This window comes from Desulfovibrio simplex, from assembly GCF_055387835.1.
Genome location: NZ_AP042377.1, coordinates 2,807,339 through 2,832,005, shown reverse-complemented (window position 1 = coordinate 2,832,005; position 24,667 = coordinate 2,807,339). Strand labels below are relative to the sequence as shown.

Sequence of the window (24,667 nt, the reverse complement as noted above, 5' to 3'; positions counted from 1 at the left end):
GCGTCACACCGGCGCAGGCAACCGTCGCAGGCAACCGTGGTCTTCGCGTCACGCCGGCTACGCATCCCGCGGTTTTGCGCCGCAACGGAAAAACGCCCGCCGCGTTGCTGCCACGTCGTGTGGACGGTGCCGTCAACGGTTCAGGCAGGCCTGCGGGCAACGATGCAATGGCGTTTGCCGCGCGGCCGCCAGAGCACCACAGAATGAAATGCCCTAAACCCTGAGCCGCAACGTATGGATACGCATGGCCAGAGCCTCGACCGCCCGCGCGGGCGTAAGCCCATACTGCAGGGCGTCCTGCGCTTCAGTCAGCCATTGGCAGACAAGCGCAAGGCCCTGCGGTCCCAGGGAAGACAATGCAGAGTCAAGTGGTGAAGATACGCTGTCGTGTAACGTTTTTGACATTATCCGGTTTATGGATTTCTGGCAACAGAGCATGAGACGCCCGGCCGTGGCGGCATCCATGGCTCCCTTGGCCGCCAGAGCGTCAAGGAGCCCCTGTCCGCTGACAAGAAAATGCGCCAGTTTTTCTTCCCATGGGCGCATGTCTTCGTCTGTGGCGCGGCTGTCGGGCCAGGGCAGGGTGAGGCAAAAGGAGCGGGAAACAAGGGTGGGCAAGAGTTGCTCGCGCTGGGGGGCGAGCAGGACAAAAACAGTGGTGGCGGAGGGTTCTTCAAGCGCCTTGAGCAGGGCATTGGCGGCCTCATCACGGGTAAGGCTCAGCCCCGCAAGCACGACAACCCTGCGCCCGGAGCCGTGGGGCGCGTCGCGCAGGCGGCTTTTAAGCTCCCGTACGCGCTCCATGTTGAAAGCGCGTACGGGGCCGGGATTTTCTTCGTCGTCACGATTGCTGATGCGCCCGTCATAGGCGGCAAGGTCTAGATGCTCGCCCGCTGCCGTTTGCAGGCAGCAGGGGCAGGCGAGGCAGGGCGAGCCCGTGGCCGAAGCCTGGGGGCAATTGATGCGCGCCGCCCAGTACAGGGCCATGTCGCGCCGCTGGGCTTCGCTGCCGCCTTCAAGCAGTAATACCTGTGGCGGCGCGGCTCCAAGGCGGTCCAGCACTTCCTTGAGCCTGTCAAAGGCCGGAGCGGCAATGGCCTGAAGCAGAGGCCCGTTCATGAGCGCACGGCGGCCGCGCCTTAGCGCACTATGGTCTGCTTGCGTTCGGCGCCCACAGAGACAATGCTCACCCTCACGCCGGTAAGCTCTTCAATACGGGCGATGTAGGAACGCACGGTTTCGGGCAGGTCGTCATAACGGGTGCAGCCGGTTATGTCTTCTTCAAAGCCGGGCAGGTCTTCATACACGGGGGTGACCCTTTCCAGCGCGCCTTCTTCCTGCGGCATATAGTCGAGCTTGCGGCCATCAAGTTCATACGCCACGCAGATGCGCAGGCCAGGCAGGTTTTGCAGCACGTCCAGCTTGGTCAGGGCAATGTCCGTCATGCCGCACAGGCGCACGCTTTCACGCAGAACAACGACGTCCAGCCAGCCACAGCGGCGGGGACGGCCAGTGGTGGCCCCGAATTCGTGGCCCTGGGTGCGCAGGTAGCTGCCCGTGTCGTCAAGCTGCTCGGTGGGGAAGGGGCCGGAACCCACGCGGGTGGTGTAGGCCTTGACAATGCCCACCACGCGGTCAAGAGCCGAGGGGCCGATGCCGCAACCGGCGGAAGCATTGCCCGCCACGGTATTGGATGAGGTCACAAAGGGATAGGTGCCGTGGTCGATGTCCAGATGGATGCCCTGAGCGCCTTCAAAAAGGATGTCGCCACCCGCTGCCTGCATTTCCTGGAGGCGGTCTTCCACCTCCGTGAGGTAGGGCGCGATGCGTGGGGCCAGAGCCAGCAGCTCTTCGCAGACAGTAGCTTCGTCCAGCGGATCAAATTTGTAGAGGTCGCGCAGCAGGGTGTTTTTTTCCTGCAGGGCGTGGGCCACCTTGGCGCGCACCAGGGCCGGATTGGCGAGGTCGCCGGCGCGCAGGCCTACACGGGCGGCCTTGTCTTCATAGCAGGGGCCGATGCCACGGCCGGTCGTGCCGATCTTGTGGGCGGCGCGCTTGGCTTCGCGGGCTTTGTCCAGGCTTTTGTGGTAGGCCATGATGAGGTGGGCTTTCTTGCTGATGCCGAGCCTGGCCGGGGAAACATCGATGCCCTTGGCGGCGAGATGGTCCACCTCTTCAAGAAAAACGAAGGGGTCAAGCACCACACCGTTGCCGATAAGACAGGTTTTGCCTTCGTGCAGGATTCCCGAAGGGATCAGGTGCAGAATGGTTTCTTCGCCCTGAACCTTGATGGTGTGACCGGCGTTGTTGCCGCCCTGAAAACGGACAATGGCCCGGCTCTGGGCGCTCAGCATGTCAACGATTTTGCCCTTGCCTTCGTCGCCCCACTGTGCGCCGATGATTACCGTATTAGCCATGGTATTACCTGCCTGAAACGCCGCGGTCGGGGCGGCGTGCTGTCATGAGGGAAGTGTTGCGCGCTTGTGGGCGCAACGAATGACCGCTTTGTCAAAGTGCCAAAAACGGGACGCAAAGCCTTTCATGGTACCTATCTCGGATGCAAATACAAGTCAAACGTTCATAATGGCTTGAAACTGGGTCAGTATCCGCGAAGGGGCCGCGCCGGGGCATGCGCCCTGCTCCGTTCGGGGCTGCCCTGCGGGGGGCGCCTTGCGACTGTGGTGCGAAAGTCCCGGTTCAGCTCTCGTCGTTTCCGCCGTTTTCGTCGTCCTGCTTGAGGGGGCGAAACTCCAAAACCCTGCAACGGTGTTCCGGCGCGGGTTCCTGCGGCGCTTCAAGAGAGAAGTCAGGGGCAAGGTTGGGCATCTGCGGGTCAATGCCTTCACGCCCCTGGCTCTGACGCGACCAGTGGAAGTTGAAAAGCTGGTTTTTCCAGCGTTTGGCCTGTATGAGCGAAAAAATGAGGGTGGCTTCTTCCCACCGTTTGGTGGGTTCAAAGCGGCTGGTTATGGTGGCGTATTTGCTCCACAGCGACATGAGCGACGCTTCGTCAATGGTGTCCAGTTGCTGTGCCAGCCGGGCGAGCAGTTTTTCCATATGTCCTCCGCTGATACGGGTCGGCAGCGCCAAGCGGCGGCCCGCGTTGTGAGCCCTTTGGGCGACAAGGCAATGTAGGGCCTCGCTCGATTTTCGTCAACGCGCGCAGCCTTGACGCCGGGCGCGGCTTTCGGGGTCTGGTGGCGCGGCCCGTTCTGTGCTATGCAAAGCCCTCACCTGACCAGCGAACATCTGGAGGAAGCATGTCGGATCTCAAGGCCATGTACAGCACTGTGCGCAAGGACGCTTTTCCTGAAACCATGACCATTATTCTTGGTGACGAGAAGCTCGTATTTCAAAAACGTGTCTGGACGCTGGACGGCGAAGAAAAAGGCCTGCGCTACGGGGAAAACCCCGATCAGCCCGCGGCTCTCTACGCCCTGAAGGAAGGCTCCATCACCTGTGGCGGCCTTGAGTGGCGGGGCCCCGGTCACGGCATTGTTTCGGCCATGACCGAAGCGCAGATGATCCAGGCGGGCAAACATCCCGGCAAGACCAATCTGACGGATGTGGACAATGGCGCGAATATTCTTCAGTACCTCGCCGACCGTCCGGCCGCCATCATCCTGAAGCACAACAATCCCTGCGGCGCGGCCTGGAGCAAGGACGGCGTGGCCGTCGCTCTTGAAAAGGCCTTCTGGTGCGACCGCATCGCCGCCTTTGGCGGAGCGGTGGTCGTCAACCGCCCCTTCACCCGTGAAGCGGCTGAAATCGTCGCGGCCAACTATTTTGAAGTGGTGGCGGCTCCGGCTTTTGAAGAGGGCGTTGTGGAAATCCTCAAGAACCGCAAAAATCTGCGCATTATGGAACTGCCCGGTCTTGGCCGCCTTGAAGAACTGACCTCTTCCGCCTTTCTTGACATCAAGAGTCTGGCCGACGGCGGCATTGTGGTGCAGAAGTCCTTTGTGAACCGCATTCTTTCCGGCAAGGACTTTCTGCCTGCCACGGCAACGACAAAAGACGGCCTTTCGGTGACGGCGCGCGCGCCCAGCCCGGCGGAACTGGACGACCTGCGCTTTGCCTGGGCCGTGGAAGCCGGGGTGACGTCCAATTCGGTGATCTTTGTGCGCGACGGGGCGACCCTTGCCATCGGCACCGGCGAACAGGACCGCGTGGGCTGCGTGGAGCTTGCCATCCACAAGGCGCACACCAAGTATGCGGACACGCTGGCCTTCCGCGAACTGGGCATGACCCTGTACGAGATCAAGCTCAAGGCTGCCCAGGACGCGGGCATGGCGGAAAAGCTGGCCGACATCGAACGGCGCACTGAAGAGGCCCGTGGCGGGCTCATTGGTTCGGCCCTGGTGTCCGACGGGTTCTTCCCCTTCCGCGACGGCGTGGACGTGGCTTTGGCGCAGGGCGTGACGGCCATTGCGCAGCCCGGCGGCTCCATGCGCGATGCGGAAGTGATCATGGCCTGCAATGAGGCCGTGCCTCAGGTGGCAATGGTGTTCACGGGGCAGCGCTCCTTCAAGCATTAGAGCATGTTAACTTTGAAAAAGTGTAAATGCTCTAACGCTGCACGAAAGTGCAGCGCGCCACAACGTGGCGTGGATTCAGCCGAAAATCGCATTTTTCGGCTGAATGAAAACTTTGAAATGTGAAGCATTTCAAAGTTAATCTGCTCTAGACTCAGGGAAACGCTGATTTATTCCGTTTGGCGTCGTTGCTTCACTTTTTTTGAAACAGTCGAGGACGGAAGAGTCCACTCCTGCTTGAAAAAAGATCGCGCCTTGCCAAAGGAAACAACTGCGCGTTTTCAGGAGGCTCTTTAATCAGCGCTTCCTTAGGTATCCCTGGGGATGCCCCCACGTGAGGGTGCATCCCCACCTGTTGAAGTCGCCTTTCTGTCCCGGCCACTACGCGGAGCGCCATGAGCCACCAGCCCACATTCCCCACTTCCAGTCAGCGCGGAGCCATGCCCCGTCTGTGTGTGACGGCCCTTTCGGGCGGCGGCGGCAAGACCCTGCTTTCACTGGGTTTGTGCCGCGCCTTTGTGGAGCGCGGCGTGACGGTGCAGCCCTTCAAAAAAGGGCCGGACTACATTGACGCCGCCTGGCTGCGCCTGGCCGCCGGAGCGCCCGCCACCAATCTTGATCCGTATTTTCTCGAACCGTCGCGCCTGCGCGCGCTTTTTGTCCATACCATGCGGGTCGCTGCCGCACGGCAGGCCAGCGGCAAAGAAACCGACAGCCCTTCAATGGCGCGGCGGGGGCGGCTGCTCGGTCTGCTGGAGGGCAACAGGGGCTTTTTTGACGGCATGGACGCGCGCGGTTCGTGCTCCACGGCAGAGTTGTCCCGCATACTGTCATGTCCTGTGATTATCAGCGTTGACTGCACCAAGATGACGCGCACGGCGGCGGCCCTGGTGCGCGGCATGCTGACCTTTGAAGAGGGCGTCAATTTCGCGGGCGTGATTCTCAATCAGGTGGGCTCGGCGCGGCACGAACAGATTTTGCGGCAGGCTCTGGAAGAGCATACGGACGTGCCCGTGCTTGGCGCTCTGCCGCGTCTGGCTGAAAACCCGCTGCCGGAGCGGCACATGGGCATAGCGTCCTGCGGGGATGACCTCTCGCCGCAGGCGCAGCGGGTGCTGGACACGCTGGCGGCATTTGTGGGCGGTCATGTGGATATGGACCGCATCATGGCCGCAGCCCAAAGCGCTCCCGATCTGGAGGCCGAAGCCTTCTGGCCGGAATCATTGGGGCCGGAACCAGCGGCTGTGTCTGCTGGCGTCCTGGTTTCTGGTGAAGAAGCCGCTGCGGCAAAGGCCTCTCACCCGGATGTCGCAACAGGGGACACGCCCTTGGCCGGGTCGCAACGGGCCGCAGGCCGCAGGCCGCGCATCGGCTATGTGCGTGACGAGGCCCTGTGGTTTTACTATGAGGAAAATCTTGAGGCCCTGCGCCGGGCCGGGGCCGAGCTTGTGCATCTGTCCTTGCTGCACGGGGCGGACGCCGGGCACGACGGCGCTGGCTGGCCGCAGGTGGACGGCCTGTATCTCGGCGGCGGCTTTCCCGAAGACCATGTGGAGGCCCTGAGCGTTTCGCCCCTGTTGCGCCGGCTGTCGCTGTGGGCTGGGCAGGGCATGCCCATATATGCCGAGTGCGGGGGCTTTATGGTGCTGTCGCGCGGCATTGAGCGCGAGGGTAAGCTGTGGCCCATGAGCGGCATTTTACCGGTGACGGCCGTCTTTTGCCCCAAGCCGCAGGGGCTTGGCTATGTTCGCGGCAGAATAAGCGCTACGAACCCGTTTTTTGCGCTGAATACGGAACTGCGCGGACATGAGTTCCACTACTCCCACTGCCGTTGGGAAGAGCCGGAGGCCATGCCGTCCGATTCGGCGGCGGAATCCGCAGACAGGCTGACGCCAGACGGGCAGCCGCCAGTCAGGCCAGCGTCAGTCGGGCAAGGCCGTTCCTGGCCGCGCTGGGCCATGCAACTGCACAAAGGGCAGGGGATGGGCCTCGCGCCGGGGCAGGCACCGCAAAGCCCGTGCGGGCGCGGCGCGCCAAAGGTCGACGGCCTTGTGTTCCGCAATGTGTGGGCCTCATACACCCACATTTTTGCTCCCGCCGCTCCGGGCTGGGCAGAAAATTTTGTGGCCGCGGCCAGAAACTTCGCCGCGCGGGAGGGGAGCGGGGACCATGAGTAGCGCGGCCAGGGTTTCCATCATCATTCCGGCCTGGAATCTCTGGGACATGACCGCCGCCTGCCTGCGGTCCCTGGCCAAGCACACGCGCCGTGAAAACATCGAAGTGGTGGTTGTGGACAACGGCTCCACCGACGCCACGGCCACCGAGCTGGAGCCGCTGGGCAGGGCCCTCTTCGGGGCGGATTTTCGTCCCCTGCGTCTGCCCGAAAACCAGGGATTTGCCAGAGGCTGTAATGCCGGAGCCGCTGCCAGCCAAGGCGATATGCTCCTTTTCCTGAACAATGACACCACCATGACGCCGGGCTGGCTGCCGCCCCTGCGGCAGGCGCTGGAACAGCCGCGCGTGGGAGCCGTGGGACCGCTTTTGCTCTATCCCAACGGTACGGTGCAGCACTGCGGCATCTATTTTACGCCCTTCATGGCTGTGGGCCACCTTTATGAGGGCTTTCCGGGCGGCCATGCCGCGCCGCGCAAAAAGCGTCCTCTTCAGGCCATAACGGGCGCGGCCCTGCTGCTGCGCAAGTCCGTGTTTATGGACTGCAGCGGATTTTATGAAGAATATCGCAACGGTTTTGAAGATATGGACCTGTGCTGCGAACTGCGCGCGCGGGGCTACAAGCTTGCCGTGGAGGGCGACAGCGTTGTTGTGCACCATACCAGCCAGACACCAGGCCGCTTTGACCACAATGCTTTTAATGGCGAACTGCTCATGCGCCGTCACGGGGACAACCTGAAGCCGGACCTGCACACCCTGGCCGCCCTGGACGGCTATGAACTTGCAATGGGGCCGGACCTTGACGTCTGGCCCGTGCTGCCGGAGGCGCAGGAAGAGCGGCGCAGCAGGGCTTTTGACGCGCTTTCGGCCAGCGAGGACGTTTGCCGGGAAATGCTTGAGCAGGAACCGCTTTGGCGGGGCGGCTGGTATCGGCTTATGGATATGCTTGAGGCTGGCGGAAACGCGCGCGAGGCTTTGCACTGCGCTGTGCGCTGCGCCATGTTTTTTGGCGACGCGGTTTCACGCCAAAGACTGCTGGCCCTGACCGCGCTGGTGGAAGGGGCGGACAGCGCCGCTTCATTGCGCGCCGTCATGAAGGCGGACGCCTCAGGGACGCAGGCGGCGGCTTCGCCTGAACATGCTGCTGAACACGCTGCGGGCCAGCCTGTTGGCCGGACCGCGCACTCACCTGTCGAATCCGGTGGTGTGGCTGGCGGCATGGCTGACGTTGTAAAGATAAAAGTACAGCAGGCCAGGCGCGCCGCCTATGCGCGCGGAGATGGAATGCTGGCCGGCATTCTTAATCAGTGGCTTATGCGTTACGGCAGGCCATAAGAGAATTTCGCGGTACTGGCCTTACAAGGCTGAAAAAGGCTCCCCGGTGTGCCCGGCTGGGCCTTTTTTTGTCTGCACTGCGTTGCTTCCCATAGAGTTTGTCCCCATACCCTGTCTCAAGAGATGCCGGGCATCGTCACGCACGACACAACACGCGGTATTTCCTTACGCGGTATTTCCTTGTCCTCTGCAGGCAAGCCATGCGTGGTCTGGTGCGGTCAGGAGCAATGCGTCGATACTATATGGGCGCGTTGAAAGAAAAAATATTATTTAATAATATTTATCATTAGATAATTTAGATCAATAAAAACAAGATGGTTACCATAATTTATTGGAATATAGGATATAATAATCTATTAGAGATATAACAAAATATTTCTGCATTCATTGACGCAAGCGCAAACAGATATTATTTCTATCACCGATGGGGTATCCCAGATCGCGAACTGCAAATACCTCTTGTTCGCCATGTATTTCGAAGGCCGCACCTTTATACAAGTATATGTGGCCGGGGATATTATCCCCAGAATCAGACGACATCTCTGCATTCTCCTTTCAAATCAGCCGCGCCTTAAGGCATATCAATGACTCCAGAATTCATAGGGGGCGACCATGAACATTTCTCAAATTTCACGTCCTGGCCCAGGTCAGACGATTAGCATACACGCTGCTGCAAGCGATAAAATTATTCTTGGCTTTTCAATTGAAGGCATTACGTTGTCGCGCGACGACAGCGCATTGATTTTTACATTTTATGACGGTGCCGCCATTCGACTTGATGATTTTTATAAAAACTATCATGCTGATAATATTCCTAAATTTGAAGCTGACGGCAGGCTGGTTTCCGGCACGGAATTTTTCAGCGCCCTTGGGCCTGACCTGATACCGGCTGCAGGCCCTGCCCCTGTGGAGCGCTCCCATTCCACCCAGGCGTACGGCGACTCCGGCCTGTTGGGAGGGGTGGACCACCTGGATGGACTGGATATGTCTGGTCAGGGAGAAACAGCGGCGGACGGCGGCATGCAGTTTGATTCCGCCCTGGTTGCTGCCCAGGGGACAGATTTTGGCGGCAATCCTGATGCGGCTGGCCCTGATGTGCCCATCCCCGCACCGCCGCTGTTCCCCGCCGGGCCTTTTGTGCGCGCGGTGCTGTATACCCCTGGCAATTCCGCCGATCCTGTAACCACCACCGTGTTTTTTGGCGGCAATGGCGCATCCCCTGTGGCTGTTGCCGCCGGCGACATTGATTTCGCGGGTTCAGCGCCGGGGGCCCGGTATGCCGTGGCAATTTCCCTGCCTGCCGGGTGGTCAACCTCGTGGGTAGACGTCAGCTTCGACAGCATTGCCGGTCGCCTGGAATTCCGCCTCACCGCGGATGGCGTGGCTGAAATGCAGCGTCTCGGCCTTGCGGGTGAAAGCCTGGTGGACTTTATTCATGTTACGGTTACAGACCGCACTTCGGGCGATACCTTTGAATACAATGTGGAATTTGTGGCCACAGACAACCAGAATTTTGATTCAGCGGCTCATGACAGCCAGTACGGCGGTCAGCATCTGGACAATATTGGCGAGTTCCATCAGGGCCAAAACAACGGAGGGGCCTATTCCGTCATATCCTCCGCGCAGAATGATGAAATCATCATGAACGACGCCGTCATCGGCGGCAGCTCCATACATGCCAGCGGCTCGGCCGACCCGGCCCATATGGCCGATGACTACAACACCATCACCCTTAACGCCGGTGTTGCTAACACGACACAAGGCTCCACCACCCACATCACCTCCTCGGACGGCAGGCTTACCGTGGCAGAGGGTGTGCTCGCGCAGGGCAGCGGGGCCGAAAATGTCATCGGCATGGGCAAGGGCTCGGTTCATGTCCAAAACGCCTCTGGCAATGGCGTATCCGCTGCCGATGGCGGCAAAAACACCGTCAGTGGCGGTGAAGTAGCTGTTGATGCGGGCGATACGGGGTTTTTGGCAAAAGATGGCGGCAAAAACACCGTCGCGGCACAAGACGGCGATGTCACTATTGACGCCGACGGATGGGGCATGGTTGCCGAGGATAACGCCACCAACAGCGTGGCTGCAACAGGCGGCAACGTCAGCATAACCGCCGGAAAACAGGGCCTTCAGGCCTTGGGCGGCAGCACAAACTCTGTAACGACAACCGACGGCGACATCACCATCAATGCAAATTGGGACGGTGCGGCCGCATATGATAACAGCACCAACAATCTTTCCGCTACCAATGGATCTGTAAGCATAACAACAGACACCTGGGGCATCTCGTCCGGAACCAGCAGCAGCGCCAATGTTGACGTTGTTAATGGAAATCTGAGTATTGACGCCATCGGACGCGGTATTCATGCATATGATGACAGTGTCAACACTGTTTCAGTGACCAATGGCGACGTGAACATCAAGGGCGGATGGGAAGGGCTGATGGCCCACTTTGGCGGCACCAACAATATTGACGTTGCTGGCGGCTCTGTCTTCGTAGATGGGGATGGGGGAGGCATCTACTCTTATAGTGAGAGTGCCAATAACCTGACCGTAGCTGATGGGTCTCTTTACATAACCTCCAAGTATGCAGGCGCGCGTGCTGAGGAGAACAGCGTCAACACGTTTGCCGTAACTGACGGTGATATCAGCATCCAGGCCATTTCAAATGGCGCCAGGGTTGACGGGCTGGCAGCCGCCCGTAATGGTTCAAACGTGCTGAGCGCCACTGGCGGCGCTGTGAACGTGGATGTCCACAGTGGCTCGGGTGCATCTGTGGGCATGGGCGCAGATGCCGACGGCGTAAATGGCGTCGCGGCCAGCAACAGGATTACCGCCGGCGAAGTGACCGTCAGCAGCAGCTCGGATTCCAGCTGGACTATCGGCATGTATGCCGCCAACAACAACACGGTCAATGAAGCTGAAAACAGCATCGACACCACTGGCGCGACCGCGCAGGGCCAGAGCGGCAATGTGAGCGTACACGCCAACCGGGATGCCCAGAACAACCCCTCCGGCTCGTACGAAGCCCACGCGGTGGCCGCTTACGGCAAAAACGCCGTCAACCGCATTACCGCCGAAGGGGACGTTGACATCAAGGCCGGCAGCAGCGGCAACGTCGCCACTGGACTGATCGCACGCTACGAAAGCGACAACGTGATCAACGGCCAGAAAGATATCAGTGTAAGCGCCATCAGCACCGCGCATCAGGCCGCTGCCCTGCGTGTTGACACTGGCGGGCATAACAGCCTTTCCGCCAGGGGGGCGGTGGATATTTCCGCCACGGGAAGCACGGCATCCGGCATGGCTGTGAACAGCCTTTCCGGTCCAGGCTACCTTGTCAGCGGAAGCAATTCCGTCACGTCCGATGAAAAAACCACTATTACGGCAACAGCCACCGGATCAACCGCAAGCTCCAATGCCTATGGCATGGTCATCAACTACAATACCGGAAACGATGGCAATGCGACCAATAGCATCACATCCGGCGACGCTGTCGCCATAAACAGTTCCTCCGCCTCCGGCACTGCCTATGGCATGGCCGTAATATCTTCCGGCACGGCTACGGCTTCTGCGAAGAACACCATCAACGCCCACGGTCACGTTGAAATAAACGCTACGGGCAACGTGGCTTCAGCCATGTACGCCACCGGCGCGCAAGCCGCCAACAGCATTACCACTACCAGCGGTAATGTGACCGTTAACGCCGCCGGCACCGGCAGTGGTATCGGCAGCGGCTTCGGCTACGGCATGAATGCCAGGGATTTTGGCAGCAACAGCATCACCACCACCGGCAGCGGCGACGTAAAAATATCGGGCAACGCAGCGTCCACCTCCGGTTACGGCATATTTGCCAACTCTTCCGGCAGCAACACTGTTGAGACAGTCGGCGGAAAGATAGACGTGTCAGGTTCCGGCGCCGCAGGCTATGGCATGCATGCAACCACTGTCGGCACAAGCAACGACATTTCCACCCAAAGTGGCGGGATAAGCGTTTCGGGCAATGCCGCCAACGGCAACGGATACGGCATGTCCGCCACCATTTCCGGCAGTAACTCCATCAGCGCGGAAAACGGCAATGTAAAGGTGTCGGGCAATGCAACCTCCGGTAATGCCGTTGGCATGTCTGCCGTTTCTTCCGGCAGCAATACCATTACTACCGAGGGCGGCAATGTGGCCGTGTCGGGCAGCGGCACTTCCACCGGATCCGGCATGTCCGCTTCTTCCGGCAGCAACACCATCACTACCAACAACAAAACGGCAAGCGGCAACGTAACGGTGACCGGCAACGCCACATCCGGCAGCAGCCACGGCATGTATGCCAATTCTGCCGGCAGCATCAACGAGATACACACAGAAAATGGCGATGTGAAGGCATCAGGCACGGGAACCACCGGCTACGGCATGTATGGGGCCACTTTCGGCAACAATGCTGTTACCACGAAAGGCGGTAACGTGACTGTATCAGGCAGTGGAACCGGCCCTTCCGGCAGCGGTTTTGGCTATGGCATGTATGCGACTGCCGGCCATAACGCTATTACCACAAAAGGAGAAGGCGGCGACGTGACCGTTACTGGCGAAAATACCGGTTCCGGCACTGCCTTTGGCATGCAGGCAGGATCTTCAGGCAGCAATGTCATCACCACTGCCAGCGGCAACGTGACCATTACCGGCAGCGGAAAAACCGGCTACGGCGTGGATGCCCAGTCTTCCGGCAGCAACCGGGTCACCACGGAGGGTGGCAGCATCACCATTACCGGCAACAGTTCCTCCGTTGGTGGGGCTGCCGTTCAGGCCAGCGGAAGCGGAAGCGTGAACACGATTGAGGCCGGCGCGGCCGGCAAGGTTTCCATTGCCGGCAATCTTGGACTGTACGCTAACGACGGCGGAAAAAACGACGTCAGCGGCGGCGACATTACCATCACCGGAACCGGGGCCTATAGTGTCGGCGTCTATTCGCACGGCGCTCAAAGCGCCAATACTGTCAATACTGTTGATGCCGGCGCAACGGGCAAGGTCAGCATCAGTGGCACCTACGGCCTTGAAACATTTGGCGGCAAGAATATTGTCAACGGCGGCAACATCGTCATCACCGGCACGTCAGCGAGTGCGAGCGCCATGTTCGCTTCCGGCGGGAGCAATATGGTTACTGGCGGCACTGTCCTTATCGATGGCGGCAGAGGTATGGTGGTCGGGGGTGGAGGCGCAAACACCGTTACCGGCAATACTGTTTCTGTTGTCGGGCAGGACTATGGTTTGCTTGCTGAAGGCTCAGGCAGCTCTTCCGGTACAAATACGGTGCAGTCCGCAAGCGGGCCCTTAAGCCTCACCATAACGGCCACGGCCGCCTCGGCCGAGAAGGCCATTGCCATGTGGGCCGACGGCGGACGCGCGGTGAACTACATTACCGGGCATTCCCAGTCTGGCGGCGAGGGCGACAGCATCACCCTTAACGGTGGAGTCGCCATGCAGACCGCAAACGGCGGCAGGAATATCATCACCACCGGCGCGGGCGACGACCATGTAACCATTAATGGAGCGGTCAAGGGCAGCGGCAACCAGATCAATGTGGGCGAAGGCAGCAATACCGTTACGCTGAACGGCGTTGTTGAAGCCGGCAGCCTGAACGTCATGGCTTCCGGCGGCACATATACGCTCATACTCCTGGCTTCCAGCACGGAAGAATTTGCAGGACGTTATGGGCAGTGGTTAAATGGTATTGCGGCTGACGGCCTTATTGCAGGCGGGCTTACGTGCATCAGTTTCGACGGTTTGAATGTTGCAAATCTGGACGCGGACTTTGTGTCGGCGTTTAATGACCTTTTGTACGGCCTGAAGGACCACGTTTCGATCTTGCCTCCGGAACTTGTCGAGCATTTGCATGAGCCTGTCGCTACTTCTGTCGCGCACTTCTCGGCTATGGATGGGGACGCCGGTGCGGAACACCCTATGCAGGACGCGCAGCATGCCGCAGCCGGACATGGAGGCACGCAGGATTCGCCGGTGGGCGCTCATGACGGTCCGATATTCATGACAGGCGATGACAGCCCGCAGGCCACCTTTAGCGCGCAGACGGACAGTACTGTGGTGCATGCGGGGGGTCTTGAGGCTGAGGACATCGCGCAACCAGGCTTTGCCGAGGGCGAGCATGAAGTGGGACCGGCACTGCCGCTTTTCGCCTTTCTGCATGCCCCAGCCGCGGGCATGCCAACGGACATGGCGGCAGACGAAGGGGATGAGTCCCTGCACGACGGTTATCTTGACAATGGAGAGTGCGGAGGCGGCGTCGCCGGGCTTCACGCCGCCATCACGTTGACCCACGGCGATGAGAGCCTTGACAGTCTGTTTGCGGACACTGACCAGCAGACGGTGGAAAGTGGCGAGGCCGGATTCTGGTACGTTGAATCGGGCTCAGATCTGCACGATGTGGCCCTGACCGACATGAACATGATTCTTGTTCACGACGGCCCCGGCGAACATGCCGTTGATGCTCCTGTAGTTGCTGAGGAACGCACACCCGCGGCGCACGAGGCCGTCAGCGCGCCCACGGTAATGGACTCCAGCCAGGAGGCAACGGACAGCGCCGCACGTGAAATGGCAAACTGCTAGAGCGGATTGATTTTGAGAATATGCATTCTTAATGGTTACGGGACGCCCGCTACGGCGGGCGTCTTCAGCCTACGGCTGCCGGGCTGTTGCAAAATAAAATTGCCCGGCAGCGCACAAATACTTTGAGAAGGCCGCCTGGCGTGGCTTCAAAAAACAGTCCGTACCATGCAAAAGAAAGACGGCTGGCTCCACTGGAGCCAGCCGTCTGATTTTTTAGAGTATTTTAACTTTGAAAAAGTGTAAATGCCCTAACGCTGCACGAAAGTGCAACGCGCCACAGCGTGGCGTGGATTCAGCCGAAAATCACATTTTTCGGCTGAATGAAAACTTTGAAATGTGAAGCATTTCAAAGTTAATCTGCTCTAGGGGTAAGGAGCGTATCCAACACATAGCCGCAACAGAAAAAGCGGCCAGCCTTTGTGGGGCTAACCGCTTGATTTTAAATGGTGGGTCGTGCGGGGTTCGAACCTGCGACTCTCTGCTTAAAAGGCAGATACTCTACCTGCTGAGTTAACGACCCATTGAGACGCGCACTATATATACTGACGTTTTGGCTGTCAAGTGGCAAAATGCGTGTCTGACGCGCCCGTAACATTTCCGGCCGCAAAGGCTCATATTTTCTTGTTATGTTCGTATGTTACGCTTGATAGTATTCTCCGTTCCGGGACGGCCCGGCTGCCCATAGGGTGCCGGTTGCCCATGCTAGCCCTTCTTTTCCTGTTTGGCCCAGGTGTCGCGCAGCGTCGCCGTGCGGTTGAAGACGGGGCGGGCATCCGTGCTGTCCTTGTCCTTGCAGAAATACCCCAGGCGCTCGAACTGAACCTTGTCGCCCACAGGCAGGCCCGTCAGGGCAGGTTCCAGCAGACCCTCGACAACACTGAGGGACTGCGGATTGATATGGTTCAGAAATGTCTGGCCTTCGGGGGCCGCATTGGGATTTTCAGCGGCAAAGAGCTGGTCGTACAGGCGCACTTCTGCCGGGATGGCGTGCTGGGCCGATACCCAGTGAATGGTTCCCTTGACCTTGCGGCCGTCCGGGCTTTGGCCGCCGCGGCTTTCGGGCTCATATGCGCAGCGCAGTTCGATCACATTGCCCGCGTCATCCAGAATGGCCTCGCGACAGGTGATGAAATAGGCATAGCGCAGGCGCACCTCCGCTCCGGGGGCCAGGCGGTGGTATTTCTTGGGTGGTTCCATGCGGAAATCGTCTCGCTCAATGTACAGTTCGCGCGAGAAGGGGACCTTGCGGCTGCCGTAGCTCTCATCCTCAGGATGGTAGGGCATGTCGAATTCTTCCACTTGCCCTTCGGGATAGTTTTCAATGACCACCTTGACGGGATCAAGCACCGCCATGACGCGCGCCGCATGGGCGTTGAGGTGTTCACGCACGCAGAATTCCAGCATGGAATATTCCACTGTGGAGTCGGCCCGCGCCATGCCAATGCGGGAGCAGAACTCACGCAGGGCTTCGGCTGGCACGCCCCGGCGGCGCAGGCCGCAGAGCGTGGGCATGCGGGGGTCGTCCCAGCCGCGAACGTGTCCTTCCTTCACAAGCTGGATGAGCTTGCGCTTGGAAAGGACGGTGTAGGTGACGTTGAGACGGGCGAATTCAATCTGCTGGGGGCGGTATGCGCCAAGCGTCTCCAGCACCCAGTCGTACAGTTCGCGGTTGTTGATGAATTCCAGCGTACAGAGCGAATGGGTGATGCCCTCGATGGAGTCCGACAGGCAGTGCGTGTAGTCGTACATGGGGTATATGCACCACGTGTCGCCCGTGCGATGGTGCGCGGCATGGCGGATACGGTACAGCGTGGGGTCGCGCATGACAAGATTGGGCGAAGCCATGTCAATCTTGGCGCGCAGCACGCGCTCGCCATCGGCAAATTCGCCCGCGCGCATGCGGCGGAACAGGTCGAGGTTTTCTTCCACACTGCGGTTGCGCCAGGGGCTTTCGCGGCCCGGCTCGGTCAGCGTGCCCCGGTACTCACGGATTTCTTCCGCCGAAAGATCGTCCACATAGGCTTTGCCCATTGTGACGAGCTGTTCGGCATAGGCGTACAGTTGCTCAAAATAATTGGAGGCATAAAATTCCCTGTCCTGCCAGTCGCCGCCGAGCCAGCGCACGTCCTCGCGTATGGAATCGACGTATTCCTGCTCTTCTTTTGTGGGGTTGGTGTCGTCAAAGCGCAGGTTGCACAATCCGTTGAACTCGTTGGCAACGCCAAAATTCAGGCAGATGGACTTGGCGTGCCCAAGGTGCAGATAGCCGTTGGGCTCGGGAGGAAAGCGCGTATGAACCCTGCCGTTATAGCGGCCTGTGGCATTGTCTTCAATGATACGGGCACGAATGAAGTCCACGCCGGGCCTGTTTGCGGTGTCCGCCGCCGTGTCGGTGGCGTTGGTGCAGCGGGTGTCGGCGGTGGGGGTCATGTTTTTTGTCTCGGGGGCCATGATGCGCTCCATTACTTCCTGGCGATAATGTAAACTGTAAAACTACGCCAAGCCGGGGCAGGGGTCAATCGTGCGCATGCGGCCCGCCGGGACGTTGCAGGGCGATTGCGGCCTGCTTTGCTGAGATGCCTTCTGTTGCTGGCAGCCGTGGTTGTGGCAATCACGACAGGCCGCCACGACAGGCCGTGGGCAAAAGAACAAAAATCCCCGCACGCTTGACAGCCATGCCAACCTGGGCTAGCTTGCACTTCTGCATTCCGGGCGCAGTGCGCCCTAAAGCGGAGAGGTGTCCGAGTCGGCCGAAGGAGCTCGCCTGCTAAGCGAGTATACGGGCTTAAACCTGTATCGAGAGTTCAAATCTCTCCCTCTCCGCCACATAGCAAGTAAAACCGCCAAGTTATCTGATGATAATTTGGCGGTTTTTTGCGTTCAAAGGAGGCGTGCTTTTAGCGAGTACATGGCCGCATCCATACCGTTGTCCATACTTTGGCTCAAGGCTCTGCAAAAATATGCCTAAGGCATCGGCAAATTGAAACGATGTCTATGAATCACACATAGATAAAATGGTGCTCAAAATACTCCGTAATTTTCCTCTCTGCTAGTCATGACCCATTTGAATAAATGCTCCCAAGATGGTGCTAATGGTAAGCCTTGTGTCTGTATTTCTCCTGAACAAGGGCCACAATGGCAGGAGTAACAAAAACTCCAATATGTTACGTATACCAATGGCTCCCCATTGATGAGAATCGCATTTTTTCCATCCACAATTTTCGGCGTGAAAAAGCGGCAAGCTGCCATAATGGCGGCTTGCCGCTTTTTCCGCGAGTACGCTACTTGACCTACCATTCTAGAAGTTGGGCTGGTCATAGCACTTAAGCTCTACACTTTGGTGTTGGGTTCTATCTCTGGCCCATTTGTCCCCCCGCCTTCAATCAGGCTTTGGCCGCTCGCCAAGAATCCCGGCATATCTTACGGGTCTGTCCGGGCAAATTTCAATGGCCCTTGTTTTTGCCTCCTCAAATGATGCATATGCAGCGTTTTCACCTATTATACTAAAAAGCTTAACAGGAGGGATGAAGTCCAGTTTGTAGCTGGAAATCATTTTTTCTGTACCGATATATATATCATAGGGCTGGCAAATAAAAAAACGGGCTTGGGCTTGCATGACGGTTGCTTCTTTCTCTGTCAATCGAACGCCTATTGTATAGCAATCACCACCATTGCAATTCCCGTTCATTCCGGACATTTTGATATCCATTCCAGGAATATTATATATTTCTATTAGATCAACACCCTCGCACGGAATTCGCACTTCGTTCAATTCTTCAGCATGAACAGATAACGGTGGCAAGAAAACGATTAATAGTATAAATATTATGTTAGTCAGCATAGATATCCTTTGTCCATACTTCAATTTTTAGATTGTAGGAATCAGTAGGAGCATCGACAGAAATATGCCAAGAACCAGGGCTGCCTGTAAATTTGAATAAATGCCCCCAAGATGGTGCTAATGGTAAGCCTTGTGTCTGTATTTCTCCTGAACAAGGGCCAGCCCTTACAACGGCAGGAGTAACAAAAACTCCAATATTTTTTACGTATACCAATGCCTCCCCATTGATGGGGATGTCGCGGTTTTCCCATCCGCTGTAATGCCCGGCGCTCAGTGAAATGCCGACAGTAACCTTGCGGTATTGGGCCAGAGTTTTTCTGTCGCCCAGACCCTGCTTTTCAGCCTGTGTGTGAAAAGAGCGCATTTCGGAATCGTTGAGCGGTGGCGGTGCGTTGGGTGGGGCCTCAAAACGGGGAGAGCTAAGGCCATCAGCCCATGCTGGATTCCACGGCTTGTTCGCGCTTTCCGCTATCAGCCTTGCACCGCAGGACGTGCGGCAATCATGCACGGCAACGGGCATATCATGATCAAATGTATTTTCAGTGCCCTCGACAATTTTATGGACGCCGCCACACCTGGGACATGTCACCTGATCCCCGACACGCGCCACGGGCACACCAAGATAGCTGAAAGTCATTGATCCACTGATAACCTGACCACCGTGCGTTGTTCTGTCTCCCAACACAATAATGTGTCGTCCGTGAATGGTATAGGTCATGCAACCTCCCCGGCGCGATGCTGGTGCCGCAAGTTTTGTGAGAAGCCTAGGATACTTGAGGAAAAATGGAACAGTGGCGGAAAAAGCGCCTGTCGCTGAGTGTAGCGTGGTAATTTTTATCATGACTTTAATATATAGGCAGTAAATGCATAAAATCTATAATACACGATATCCAACGAACCTGGCTCCACATTTGAGCATGAACAATAGGTAATATATAGTTGTTAAGGCACGTATCACTCGCGTTAAGTATGGACATATTGATCTGATTTTTCTGGCAACTGCCCAAAATTCAGCTTTACGTGCAGGGCTGTGTCAAACATGGCACAAGCTGTGCGGCGGCTAAAAGACCAGGAGGCGGCGAATTTGAAGCGACCCTCGGTAGGTAGCTATCAGTCATGCTTATCGTCAGCGCCAGTAGCCGCAAAAAAGACGGGTCCCGCGAAGTAACCCGCCTTTCTCGTTTATCAAACCCCCGCTAGCCGTCAGCCTGTTCGAGCTCCTTGCGTGGTGCTATTGGCTGAACCACCTGTTCGATGACCCCCGCAAGGTGGTCAAGCCGGGGATCAATGCCACGCAAGTAAATGTCGGTTGTGGTAGCCCGCTGGTGTCCTAATAGCCTCTGGATAGCCGTCAGGTCTGTCTGCTGTGATTCCACAAGGCTCACGGCAAAGAAGTGTCTGATGGCATGAAAGCCGAAAGGGCTGACCCCAGCTTCTTTGCACAGTCGGCCCAGCATATATTTCATCGCGGGTTGGCGCATTTCGAACGGTTTTCCGGTGGTTGGATTGATGAAAAAGTACTCGGCATCGCCAGTCACCAGTTTTTGAGCGTCCAGTATGGTTTTTAGCGTGGACGTTACGGGCTTTACAATCTTCGAGGTAGGCTCTGCTGGCGCTAGAAAACGTCAAGGCCTGAGGCATAGCTGTGACGGTCAGCAAGCGCTTTTTTTCTTCGACCTCCCATCCCCGTGCTTTTTTCTTGTTGAAAATGTTTTCTGATAACTCAGTAGGGTTACTTATAGTTGCGGGGCTTCATAAAATTGAGCAGGATTTAATCCTATCAATGCTGAAGGAGGCTATATGCGGACGACACAGCAATTCAGCATCACACTGCCCAATGAGATGGCAAATGTGGTCAAGGCAAAGGTGCAGGCTGGTGAGTATGCGACAGAAAGTGAAGTTATCCGTGATGGGCTTCGCGCTCTGATGGCGCGTGACAAGGCAGTCGAAAACTGGCTTCAAGCTCAAGTCGGGACGGCTTATGACGCCCTTAAGGCGGACCCTTCCCGTGCGGTCAATGTTACTCAAGTGCGCGCTCGTCTTGCAGCGGAGCACGCCAAACGATAAGCTATCGTGTCATTTTTGCCCCGGAAGCAGTGGAGCAACTCGCCGCTTTGTACAACCACATTGCCGATGCGGCATCATCCGACATCGCCAATAAATACCCCATACTTGGCCTTTGGTAGGTGTGGTTCTATTGACAGCATTTTTGTGTGGCTTGAGCCTGCGCCCCAAAAGGGATATATTTCGCGTCAATGCAACTGCGGGAGGTTGATAGTAAATGCAAATATTGATTGTTCTTTCCAGTGATTCTCCGGAAATTAAATGGAATGCCGTACGATTTGGCAATTTCCTTTTAAATGCAGGAGAAGAAGTCACGCTCTTTCTCAATGGCTCCGGCGTTGACCTGTATCAAGGCGATTCCGCACAATTCCCTATAGCGGAGGAAGCAAAAATGTTTGCCCTAAGCGATGGAGTACTCGCCGCTTGAGGGAAATGTATGCTCGTCCACGGTGTGGGCGAAAGTGAATATGTAAAGCAATCCAGTATGAAAGCTCTTTATGAGTATGTAAAACAAGCTGATAAGATATTAAACTACTGATTATTGAGCCCATTAGAGCAATCTTTAGTGGGCTTTTTTATATAATCAGCGCCTTTTTTAGTGGGCTGTTTAATGGATGGCCTTTTAGTCCTTTACAGAAAGTGAAGTTATCCGTGATGGGCTTCGCGCTCTGATGGCGCGTGACAAGGCAGTCGAAAACTGGCTTCAAGCTCAAGTCGGGACGGCTTATGACGCCCTTAAGGCAGACCCTTCCCGTGCGGTCAATGTTACTCAAGTGCGCGAGCGCCTTGCAGCGGAGCACGCCTAACGATAAGCTATCGGGTCATCTTTGCCCCGGAAGCAGTGGAGCAACTCGCCGTTTTGCATGACCGCATAAAGTATGCATTTGATATTTTTGTGTACAGAGTTCCGGGGAAATAAAATTAGAAATTTGGAGAAACTCCATTTTCAACAAAGAGGGACAAGCAATGCAAATTTCTGATGGGGAAATTAACTGGTTTTATACTATGGAAGGGCAGGGAGAACCAGTTCTCTTTCTGCATGGAGGCTTTGATACCTGCGTCAATTATTCAAATTTGTTTGCGGAATTGGTGGATGACTTTTGCGTTATTGCTGTGGATAGGCGCGGACACGGAAGAACGGCGGATACGGATGCGCCGTTCGACTATGCCCTGATGGCGGAAGAGTTGGCTTCGTTCACCCGTAAGTTAAATTTGTCGTCGTTTCATGTCATCGGTTATAGCGACGGTGCAAACATCGGTCTGCACATGGCAAGCCGTTTTCCGAAAATGATAAAAAGCCTCATCGCCATATCTGGAAATTATAAGGGATCGTCCGGTATGTCTGAAGGCTGTCTGAAAATGTTTGACGCGCTATCTGTAGCCTTTGTACGGGAGCATATGGCGGAAGTACTTGAGCAGTATGCCGAATTGAATCCAAAACCCGCACCGGAAACTTTTATCGCCAAAACAAAAAAGCTTTGGAACCAAGAAAGCATCATCAGCAGGGAACTCCTGACGACCTTACAGGTGCCTACACTCCTTGTAGGCGGAGATCGGGATATGATACTGCCGGAACAATTTGTGGAAATGAAAGCACTTATTCCTGATTCTTCCTTGCTGATGCTGCCGTATTGCGGTCATTTTGTTTTTCAGGATTTCGCTTGGAGTTCCACTGCGTCTTTTGCTGTGCGTCTGTTTAAGGAATTTTTGTCCGCGCGCTTCGCTGAACATAATACGGATTTTATCTGATTTTGGACAAAAACTTCGAAAAAAGTCATTTGAAAGTATTCATCCTCAAAGTTTAAGACACGCTCATCCATACCGGTGTCCATATTTTTTGCATTTACGGCGGTGTCCGGGTATGTAGCTGAGTGCAAATATGGCATTGAAATGCTTATAATTATCTGAAGCCATTATCTAATAGAAAATCAGTCAATTCGATTGTAAGCGAGTATACGGGATTAAGCCTGTACCGAGAGTTAAAATCTCTCCCTCTTCGCCACATAGCGAATAGCCGCCAAGTTATCTGATGATAATTTGGCGGCTTTTTGCGTTCAAAAAAGGTATGTGTACAATTCTCTGCCCACTCTCTAACTAAGGAGGGGAGGGCGAAACGAGGGGTTACCCCAGATTCATTGTTTAAAATGAATATCTAAAAGATATGCTGGCACGCCATGCATCTGTGGCGTTAAGTCCGTGACTGTTGCCTTTTTTGTCATATCCTCCCCACATGCTGTAGCTGTCATCCAGCCACAGATGGATATAACCAAGGTGTATCCACATATCCAAGTTTTTGTAGATGTCGTAATGGGTATCAAGGTTGACCTCCATTCCCGAATCCTCTGTGGTGAGATACGTTCCGTAAGAGTTGAAGTCGCTCAGGCCGGTGGCTTTGCCCTGTCCCTTGTAGCTGCGGGTACCGGTGATATAGCCGGCCATGGCGGGATCGTTGGTGCCCCGGAAGTAGTTGACGCGGAGGTTGTGTTTCAGGTCTTCCACAAAGGAAATATCCATTACTCTTGCGCCAAAACCCCATGTGCCCACAGCATTGTAACCCATGATGCCGTCATTGGAGAGCCAGGGTTCGCCCCATGTGCCCAAGGTTGACAGGTTGTAACCACCGCTGCCAATGGAAACGAAAGGCATAATTTCGGAACCGTTTTTGATGTTTCCGTCATCACCGCTGCTCCACCAGCCTACCAGGCCGGGAGTGCCCCAATCTGTCTTGTATTCGGCAAGACCGCTGAGCATCCAGCCTGAACGATCGTATTCCTCCCTGCCGGTGGTCACACTTCCATAGTTGAAATCCCAGGAAAAACGGAAGGGATCAGCAATGGTGATTTTGCCGGTAAGGCCAGCCCATATGGCGGTGGAATAAGCGTCAGCGCGCAAAAGGTGCCTGGCATTATCGTCAAGGGCGCCGGGAGGGGCCACAAGGGCGGTGGTATTGCGGCGAACGTCTATGGGGCTTGCACCGTTATAGGCTTTCGAGCCTGATGCGATTTCGGTGGCGAAGTTTACATTTGTTCTATCGAAATTTTCGCCAATGGCGCCGGCCATCACCCAAGGTGTAATTTTTACTCCTTCAAAGTCGAGGGGCATGACCAGGCCGAAAAAATCAACGTTATCCAGATAGTCGTCGGAAACTCTGGTATCCAGTGTATTGGCGGCACTGGCATTGTCGTTATAGGCACGCAGCCAGAAAGTGGTGAGCGACACGTTGTCGTTGAACTTGTAGCTGGCGGTAATGCCCGCGCCGTCTTCCATCAGGATGGCGCTCCCAAAGGTTTCGCTGGGAAGGTAAAAACCCTGAATGCCCATACGCAGCTTGAGATCTGTGCTGGGCACCATCCAGTCGATGTAGGCACGCTTGAGTTCAACAACTCTGCCGTCAGCGCCAAGCGCTCCGCCGCCACCGTAGAGCGAGTTGGAGGCGCCCCAGACGCTGTCGCCCATTTCAAAGAAAACGGTTCCGGAAAGCGTTTCAGACGCCACGGCGGTAAGTTCAAGGCGCACGCGTTGGCGGGCCTCAAAATTGTCTTCTATGCCATGTCCTGCGGCGCGGTAGTTGCCCACAGCGTTCTTACCGTCACGTCCTTTGCTGACGAATTTTCCGCCGCTCCCCAGGTCGAAGTTCATTAACCACTCGCCCTTGACTTTGAAATCAATGGCCGAAGCAGCACCGACACCCCCCAGAACCAGGCTGGCTGCAAGAACGAGTGTAGTAATTGTTTTCATGCACCACTCCTATTCCTGTAATACGGTTATTTTTAAATAAAAATGGGAACCAGATCTGGATTTTCAGAGACAAGTCCACAAAAGACCGCCGTCTCCACAGCGGGTAACAGGGGGCAGTCATCAGGCCATTGCGTAAGGTTGCTTTTGTCGTCGCCAGAGCGCAGCGTTCTGGAACAGCCCGCAGCATTTCACCTTCGTATATGAAAGTTTCATCTTCCAGCCGCAGGTCCCAGGGCTTCCCTTGGCGTTCGCCATAGAATTGCGTTGCGCCGGGGAGCCAGAAGCTGTGGCTGTCCGCGCCGAATGAAGCGCGGCTGAGGTGCAGGCGTGTTTTGTCCGTGCAGGGCGCACCCGAAGAAGGGCAGAAAGCCTG

General features: G+C 56.5%; 15 protein-coding genes and 2 tRNA genes. 8 read left to right on the top strand and 9 right to left on the bottom strand.

All coding sequences use genetic code 11. The features are described from left to right. Positions 1-213: 213 nt before the first annotated feature. The 3 genes from ACZ5DH_RS11660 to ACZ5DH_RS11650 form a co-directional block, all read right to left on the bottom strand. Positions 214-1,119: a DNA polymerase III subunit delta' gene (locus ACZ5DH_RS11660; RefSeq protein WP_464254436.1), complete on the bottom strand. Its 906-nt coding sequence runs from the start codon at positions 1,117-1,119 to the stop codon at positions 214-216. A 20-nt stretch (positions 1,120-1,139) separates the two neighbouring features. Further along, positions 1,140-2,417: an adenylosuccinate synthase gene (locus ACZ5DH_RS11655; protein ID WP_464254435.1), complete on the bottom strand. Its 1,278-nt coding sequence runs from the start codon at positions 2,415-2,417 to the stop codon at positions 1,140-1,142. Positions 2,418-2,697: 280 nt separating this feature from the next. Next, complete coding sequence (locus tag ACZ5DH_RS11650; protein ID WP_464254434.1) at positions 2,698-3,057, bottom strand: hypothetical protein; 360 nt, start codon at positions 3,055-3,057, stop codon at positions 2,698-2,700. A gap of 203 nt (positions 3,058-3,260) precedes the next feature. Between ACZ5DH_RS11650 and ACZ5DH_RS11645 the strand changes: the two genes are divergently transcribed. The 4 genes from ACZ5DH_RS11645 (at position 3,261) to ACZ5DH_RS11630 (ending at position 14,651) form a co-directional block, all read left to right on the top strand. Beyond that, the gene (locus ACZ5DH_RS11645; protein WP_464254433.1) at positions 3,261-4,538 is read left to right on the top strand and encodes an IMP cyclohydrolase; all 1,278 of its coding nucleotides are present in this window, start codon (positions 3,261-3,263) and stop codon (positions 4,536-4,538) included. A gap of 392 nt (positions 4,539-4,930) precedes the next feature. Continuing rightward, positions 4,931-6,712: a cobyrinate a,c-diamide synthase gene (locus ACZ5DH_RS11640; protein WP_464254432.1), complete on the top strand. Its 1,782-nt coding sequence runs from the start codon at positions 4,931-4,933 to the stop codon at positions 6,710-6,712. Beyond that, positions 6,705-8,042, top strand: coding sequence for a glycosyltransferase family 2 protein (locus ACZ5DH_RS11635; protein ID WP_464254431.1), 1,338 nt, complete (start codon positions 6,705-6,707; stop codon positions 8,040-8,042). The genes ACZ5DH_RS11640 and ACZ5DH_RS11635 overlap by 8 nt, the downstream gene beginning before the upstream one ends. 612 nt (positions 8,043-8,654) lie before the next feature. After that, positions 8,655-14,651: a beta strand repeat-containing protein gene (locus ACZ5DH_RS11630; protein ID WP_464254430.1), complete on the top strand. Its 5,997-nt coding sequence runs from the start codon at positions 8,655-8,657 to the stop codon at positions 14,649-14,651. Positions 14,652-15,095: 444 nt separating this feature from the next. Here the strand turns inward: ACZ5DH_RS11630 and ACZ5DH_RS11625 are convergent. Continuing rightward, positions 15,096-15,171, bottom strand: a tRNA-Lys gene (locus ACZ5DH_RS11625). A gap of 182 nt (positions 15,172-15,353) precedes the next feature. After that, entirely contained in the window at positions 15,354-17,102 is a 1,749-nt protein-coding gene (locus ACZ5DH_RS11620) for a glutamine--tRNA ligase/YqeY domain fusion protein (protein WP_464254429.1), read from the bottom strand. Between the two features lie 280 nt (positions 17,103-17,382). Here ACZ5DH_RS11620 and ACZ5DH_RS11615 point away from each other — a divergent pair. Beyond that, positions 17,383-17,477, top strand: a tRNA-Ser gene (locus ACZ5DH_RS11615). A gap of 553 nt (positions 17,478-18,030) precedes the next feature. On the opposite strand, the gene ACZ5DH_RS11610 is transcribed toward ACZ5DH_RS11615, so the two are convergent. The 3 genes from ACZ5DH_RS11610 to ACZ5DH_RS11600 all read right to left on the bottom strand — a co-directional run bounded on the left by ACZ5DH_RS11610 (position 18,031) and on the right by ACZ5DH_RS11600 (position 20,084). Continuing rightward, positions 18,031-18,492 (bottom strand): hypothetical protein, encoded by a 462-nt coding sequence (locus ACZ5DH_RS11610; protein ID WP_464254428.1) that lies wholly within the window; start codon positions 18,490-18,492, stop codon positions 18,031-18,033. Beyond that, positions 18,482-19,210 carry a PAAR domain-containing protein gene (locus ACZ5DH_RS11605; RefSeq protein WP_464254427.1) on the bottom strand — a complete coding sequence of 243 codons (729 nt, stop codon included), beginning with the start codon at positions 19,208-19,210 and terminating at the stop codon, positions 18,482-18,484. The genes ACZ5DH_RS11610 and ACZ5DH_RS11605 overlap by 11 nt, the downstream gene beginning before the upstream one ends. A 478-nt stretch (positions 19,211-19,688) precedes the next feature. Continuing rightward, a complete protein-coding gene (locus tag ACZ5DH_RS11600) occupies positions 19,689-20,084 on the bottom strand; it encodes a tyrosine-type recombinase/integrase (RefSeq protein WP_464256549.1) in 396 nt (131 codons plus the stop codon). Between the two features lie 208 nt (positions 20,085-20,292). On the opposite strand from ACZ5DH_RS11600, the gene ACZ5DH_RS11595 reads away from it, so the two are divergent. The 3 genes from ACZ5DH_RS11595 to ACZ5DH_RS11585 all read left to right on the top strand — a co-directional run bounded on the left by ACZ5DH_RS11595 (position 20,293) and on the right by ACZ5DH_RS11585 (position 22,305). Continuing rightward, positions 20,293-20,559, top strand: a complete 267-nt coding sequence (locus ACZ5DH_RS11595; RefSeq protein ID WP_464254426.1) for a ribbon-helix-helix domain-containing protein — start codon at positions 20,293-20,295, stop codon at positions 20,557-20,559. A 214-nt stretch (positions 20,560-20,773) separates the two neighbouring features. Beyond that, positions 20,774-21,094 carry a DsrE family protein gene (locus ACZ5DH_RS11590; protein WP_464254425.1) on the top strand — a complete coding sequence of 107 codons (321 nt, stop codon included), beginning with the start codon at positions 20,774-20,776 and terminating at the stop codon, positions 21,092-21,094. Between the two features lie 428 nt (positions 21,095-21,522). Further along, complete coding sequence (locus ACZ5DH_RS11585; RefSeq protein ID WP_464254424.1) at positions 21,523-22,305, top strand: alpha/beta fold hydrolase; 783 nt, start codon at positions 21,523-21,525, stop codon at positions 22,303-22,305. Between the two features lie 390 nt (positions 22,306-22,695). Here ACZ5DH_RS11585 and ACZ5DH_RS11580 read toward each other — a convergent pair whose 3' ends face one another. Continuing rightward, positions 22,696-24,294: an outer membrane homotrimeric porin gene (locus ACZ5DH_RS11580; protein WP_464254423.1), complete on the bottom strand. Its 1,599-nt coding sequence runs from the start codon at positions 24,292-24,294 to the stop codon at positions 22,696-22,698. Positions 24,295-24,667 lie beyond the last annotated feature (373 nt).

Bases quoted from the DNA above. Each gene is read 5' to 3' on its own strand.
- ACZ5DH_RS11660 (WP_464254436.1), bottom strand. From the start codon at position 1,119: ATGAACGGGCCTCTGCTTCAGGCCATTGCCGCTCCGGCCTTTGACAGG.
- ACZ5DH_RS11580 (WP_464254423.1), bottom strand. From the start codon at position 24,294: ATGAAAACAATTACTACACTCGTTCTTGCAGCCAGCCTGGTTCTGGGG.
- ACZ5DH_RS11620 (WP_464254429.1), bottom strand. From the start codon at position 17,102: ATGGCCCCCGAGACAAAAAACATGACCCCCACCGCCGACACCCGCTGC.
- ACZ5DH_RS11655 (WP_464254435.1), bottom strand. From the start codon at position 2,417: ATGGCTAATACGGTAATCATCGGCGCACAGTGGGGCGACGAAGGCAAG.
- ACZ5DH_RS11610 (WP_464254428.1), bottom strand. From the start codon at position 18,492: ATGCTGACTAACATAATATTTATACTATTAATCGTTTTCTTGCCACCG.
- ACZ5DH_RS11605 (WP_464254427.1), bottom strand. From the start codon at position 19,210: ATGACCTATACCATTCACGGACGACACATTATTGTGTTGGGAGACAGA.
- ACZ5DH_RS11635 (WP_464254431.1), top strand. From the start codon at position 6,705: ATGAGTAGCGCGGCCAGGGTTTCCATCATCATTCCGGCCTGGAATCTC.
- ACZ5DH_RS11595 (WP_464254426.1), top strand. From the start codon at position 20,293: ATGCGGACGACACAGCAATTCAGCATCACACTGCCCAATGAGATGGCA.
- ACZ5DH_RS11650 (WP_464254434.1), bottom strand. From the start codon at position 3,057: ATGGAAAAACTGCTCGCCCGGCTGGCACAGCAACTGGACACCATTGAC.
- ACZ5DH_RS11645 (WP_464254433.1), top strand. From the start codon at position 3,261: ATGTCGGATCTCAAGGCCATGTACAGCACTGTGCGCAAGGACGCTTTT.
- ACZ5DH_RS11585 (WP_464254424.1), top strand. From the start codon at position 21,523: ATGCAAATTTCTGATGGGGAAATTAACTGGTTTTATACTATGGAAGGG.
- ACZ5DH_RS11630 (WP_464254430.1), top strand. From the start codon at position 8,655: ATGAACATTTCTCAAATTTCACGTCCTGGCCCAGGTCAGACGATTAGC.
- ACZ5DH_RS11640 (WP_464254432.1), top strand. From the start codon at position 4,931: ATGAGCCACCAGCCCACATTCCCCACTTCCAGTCAGCGCGGAGCCATG.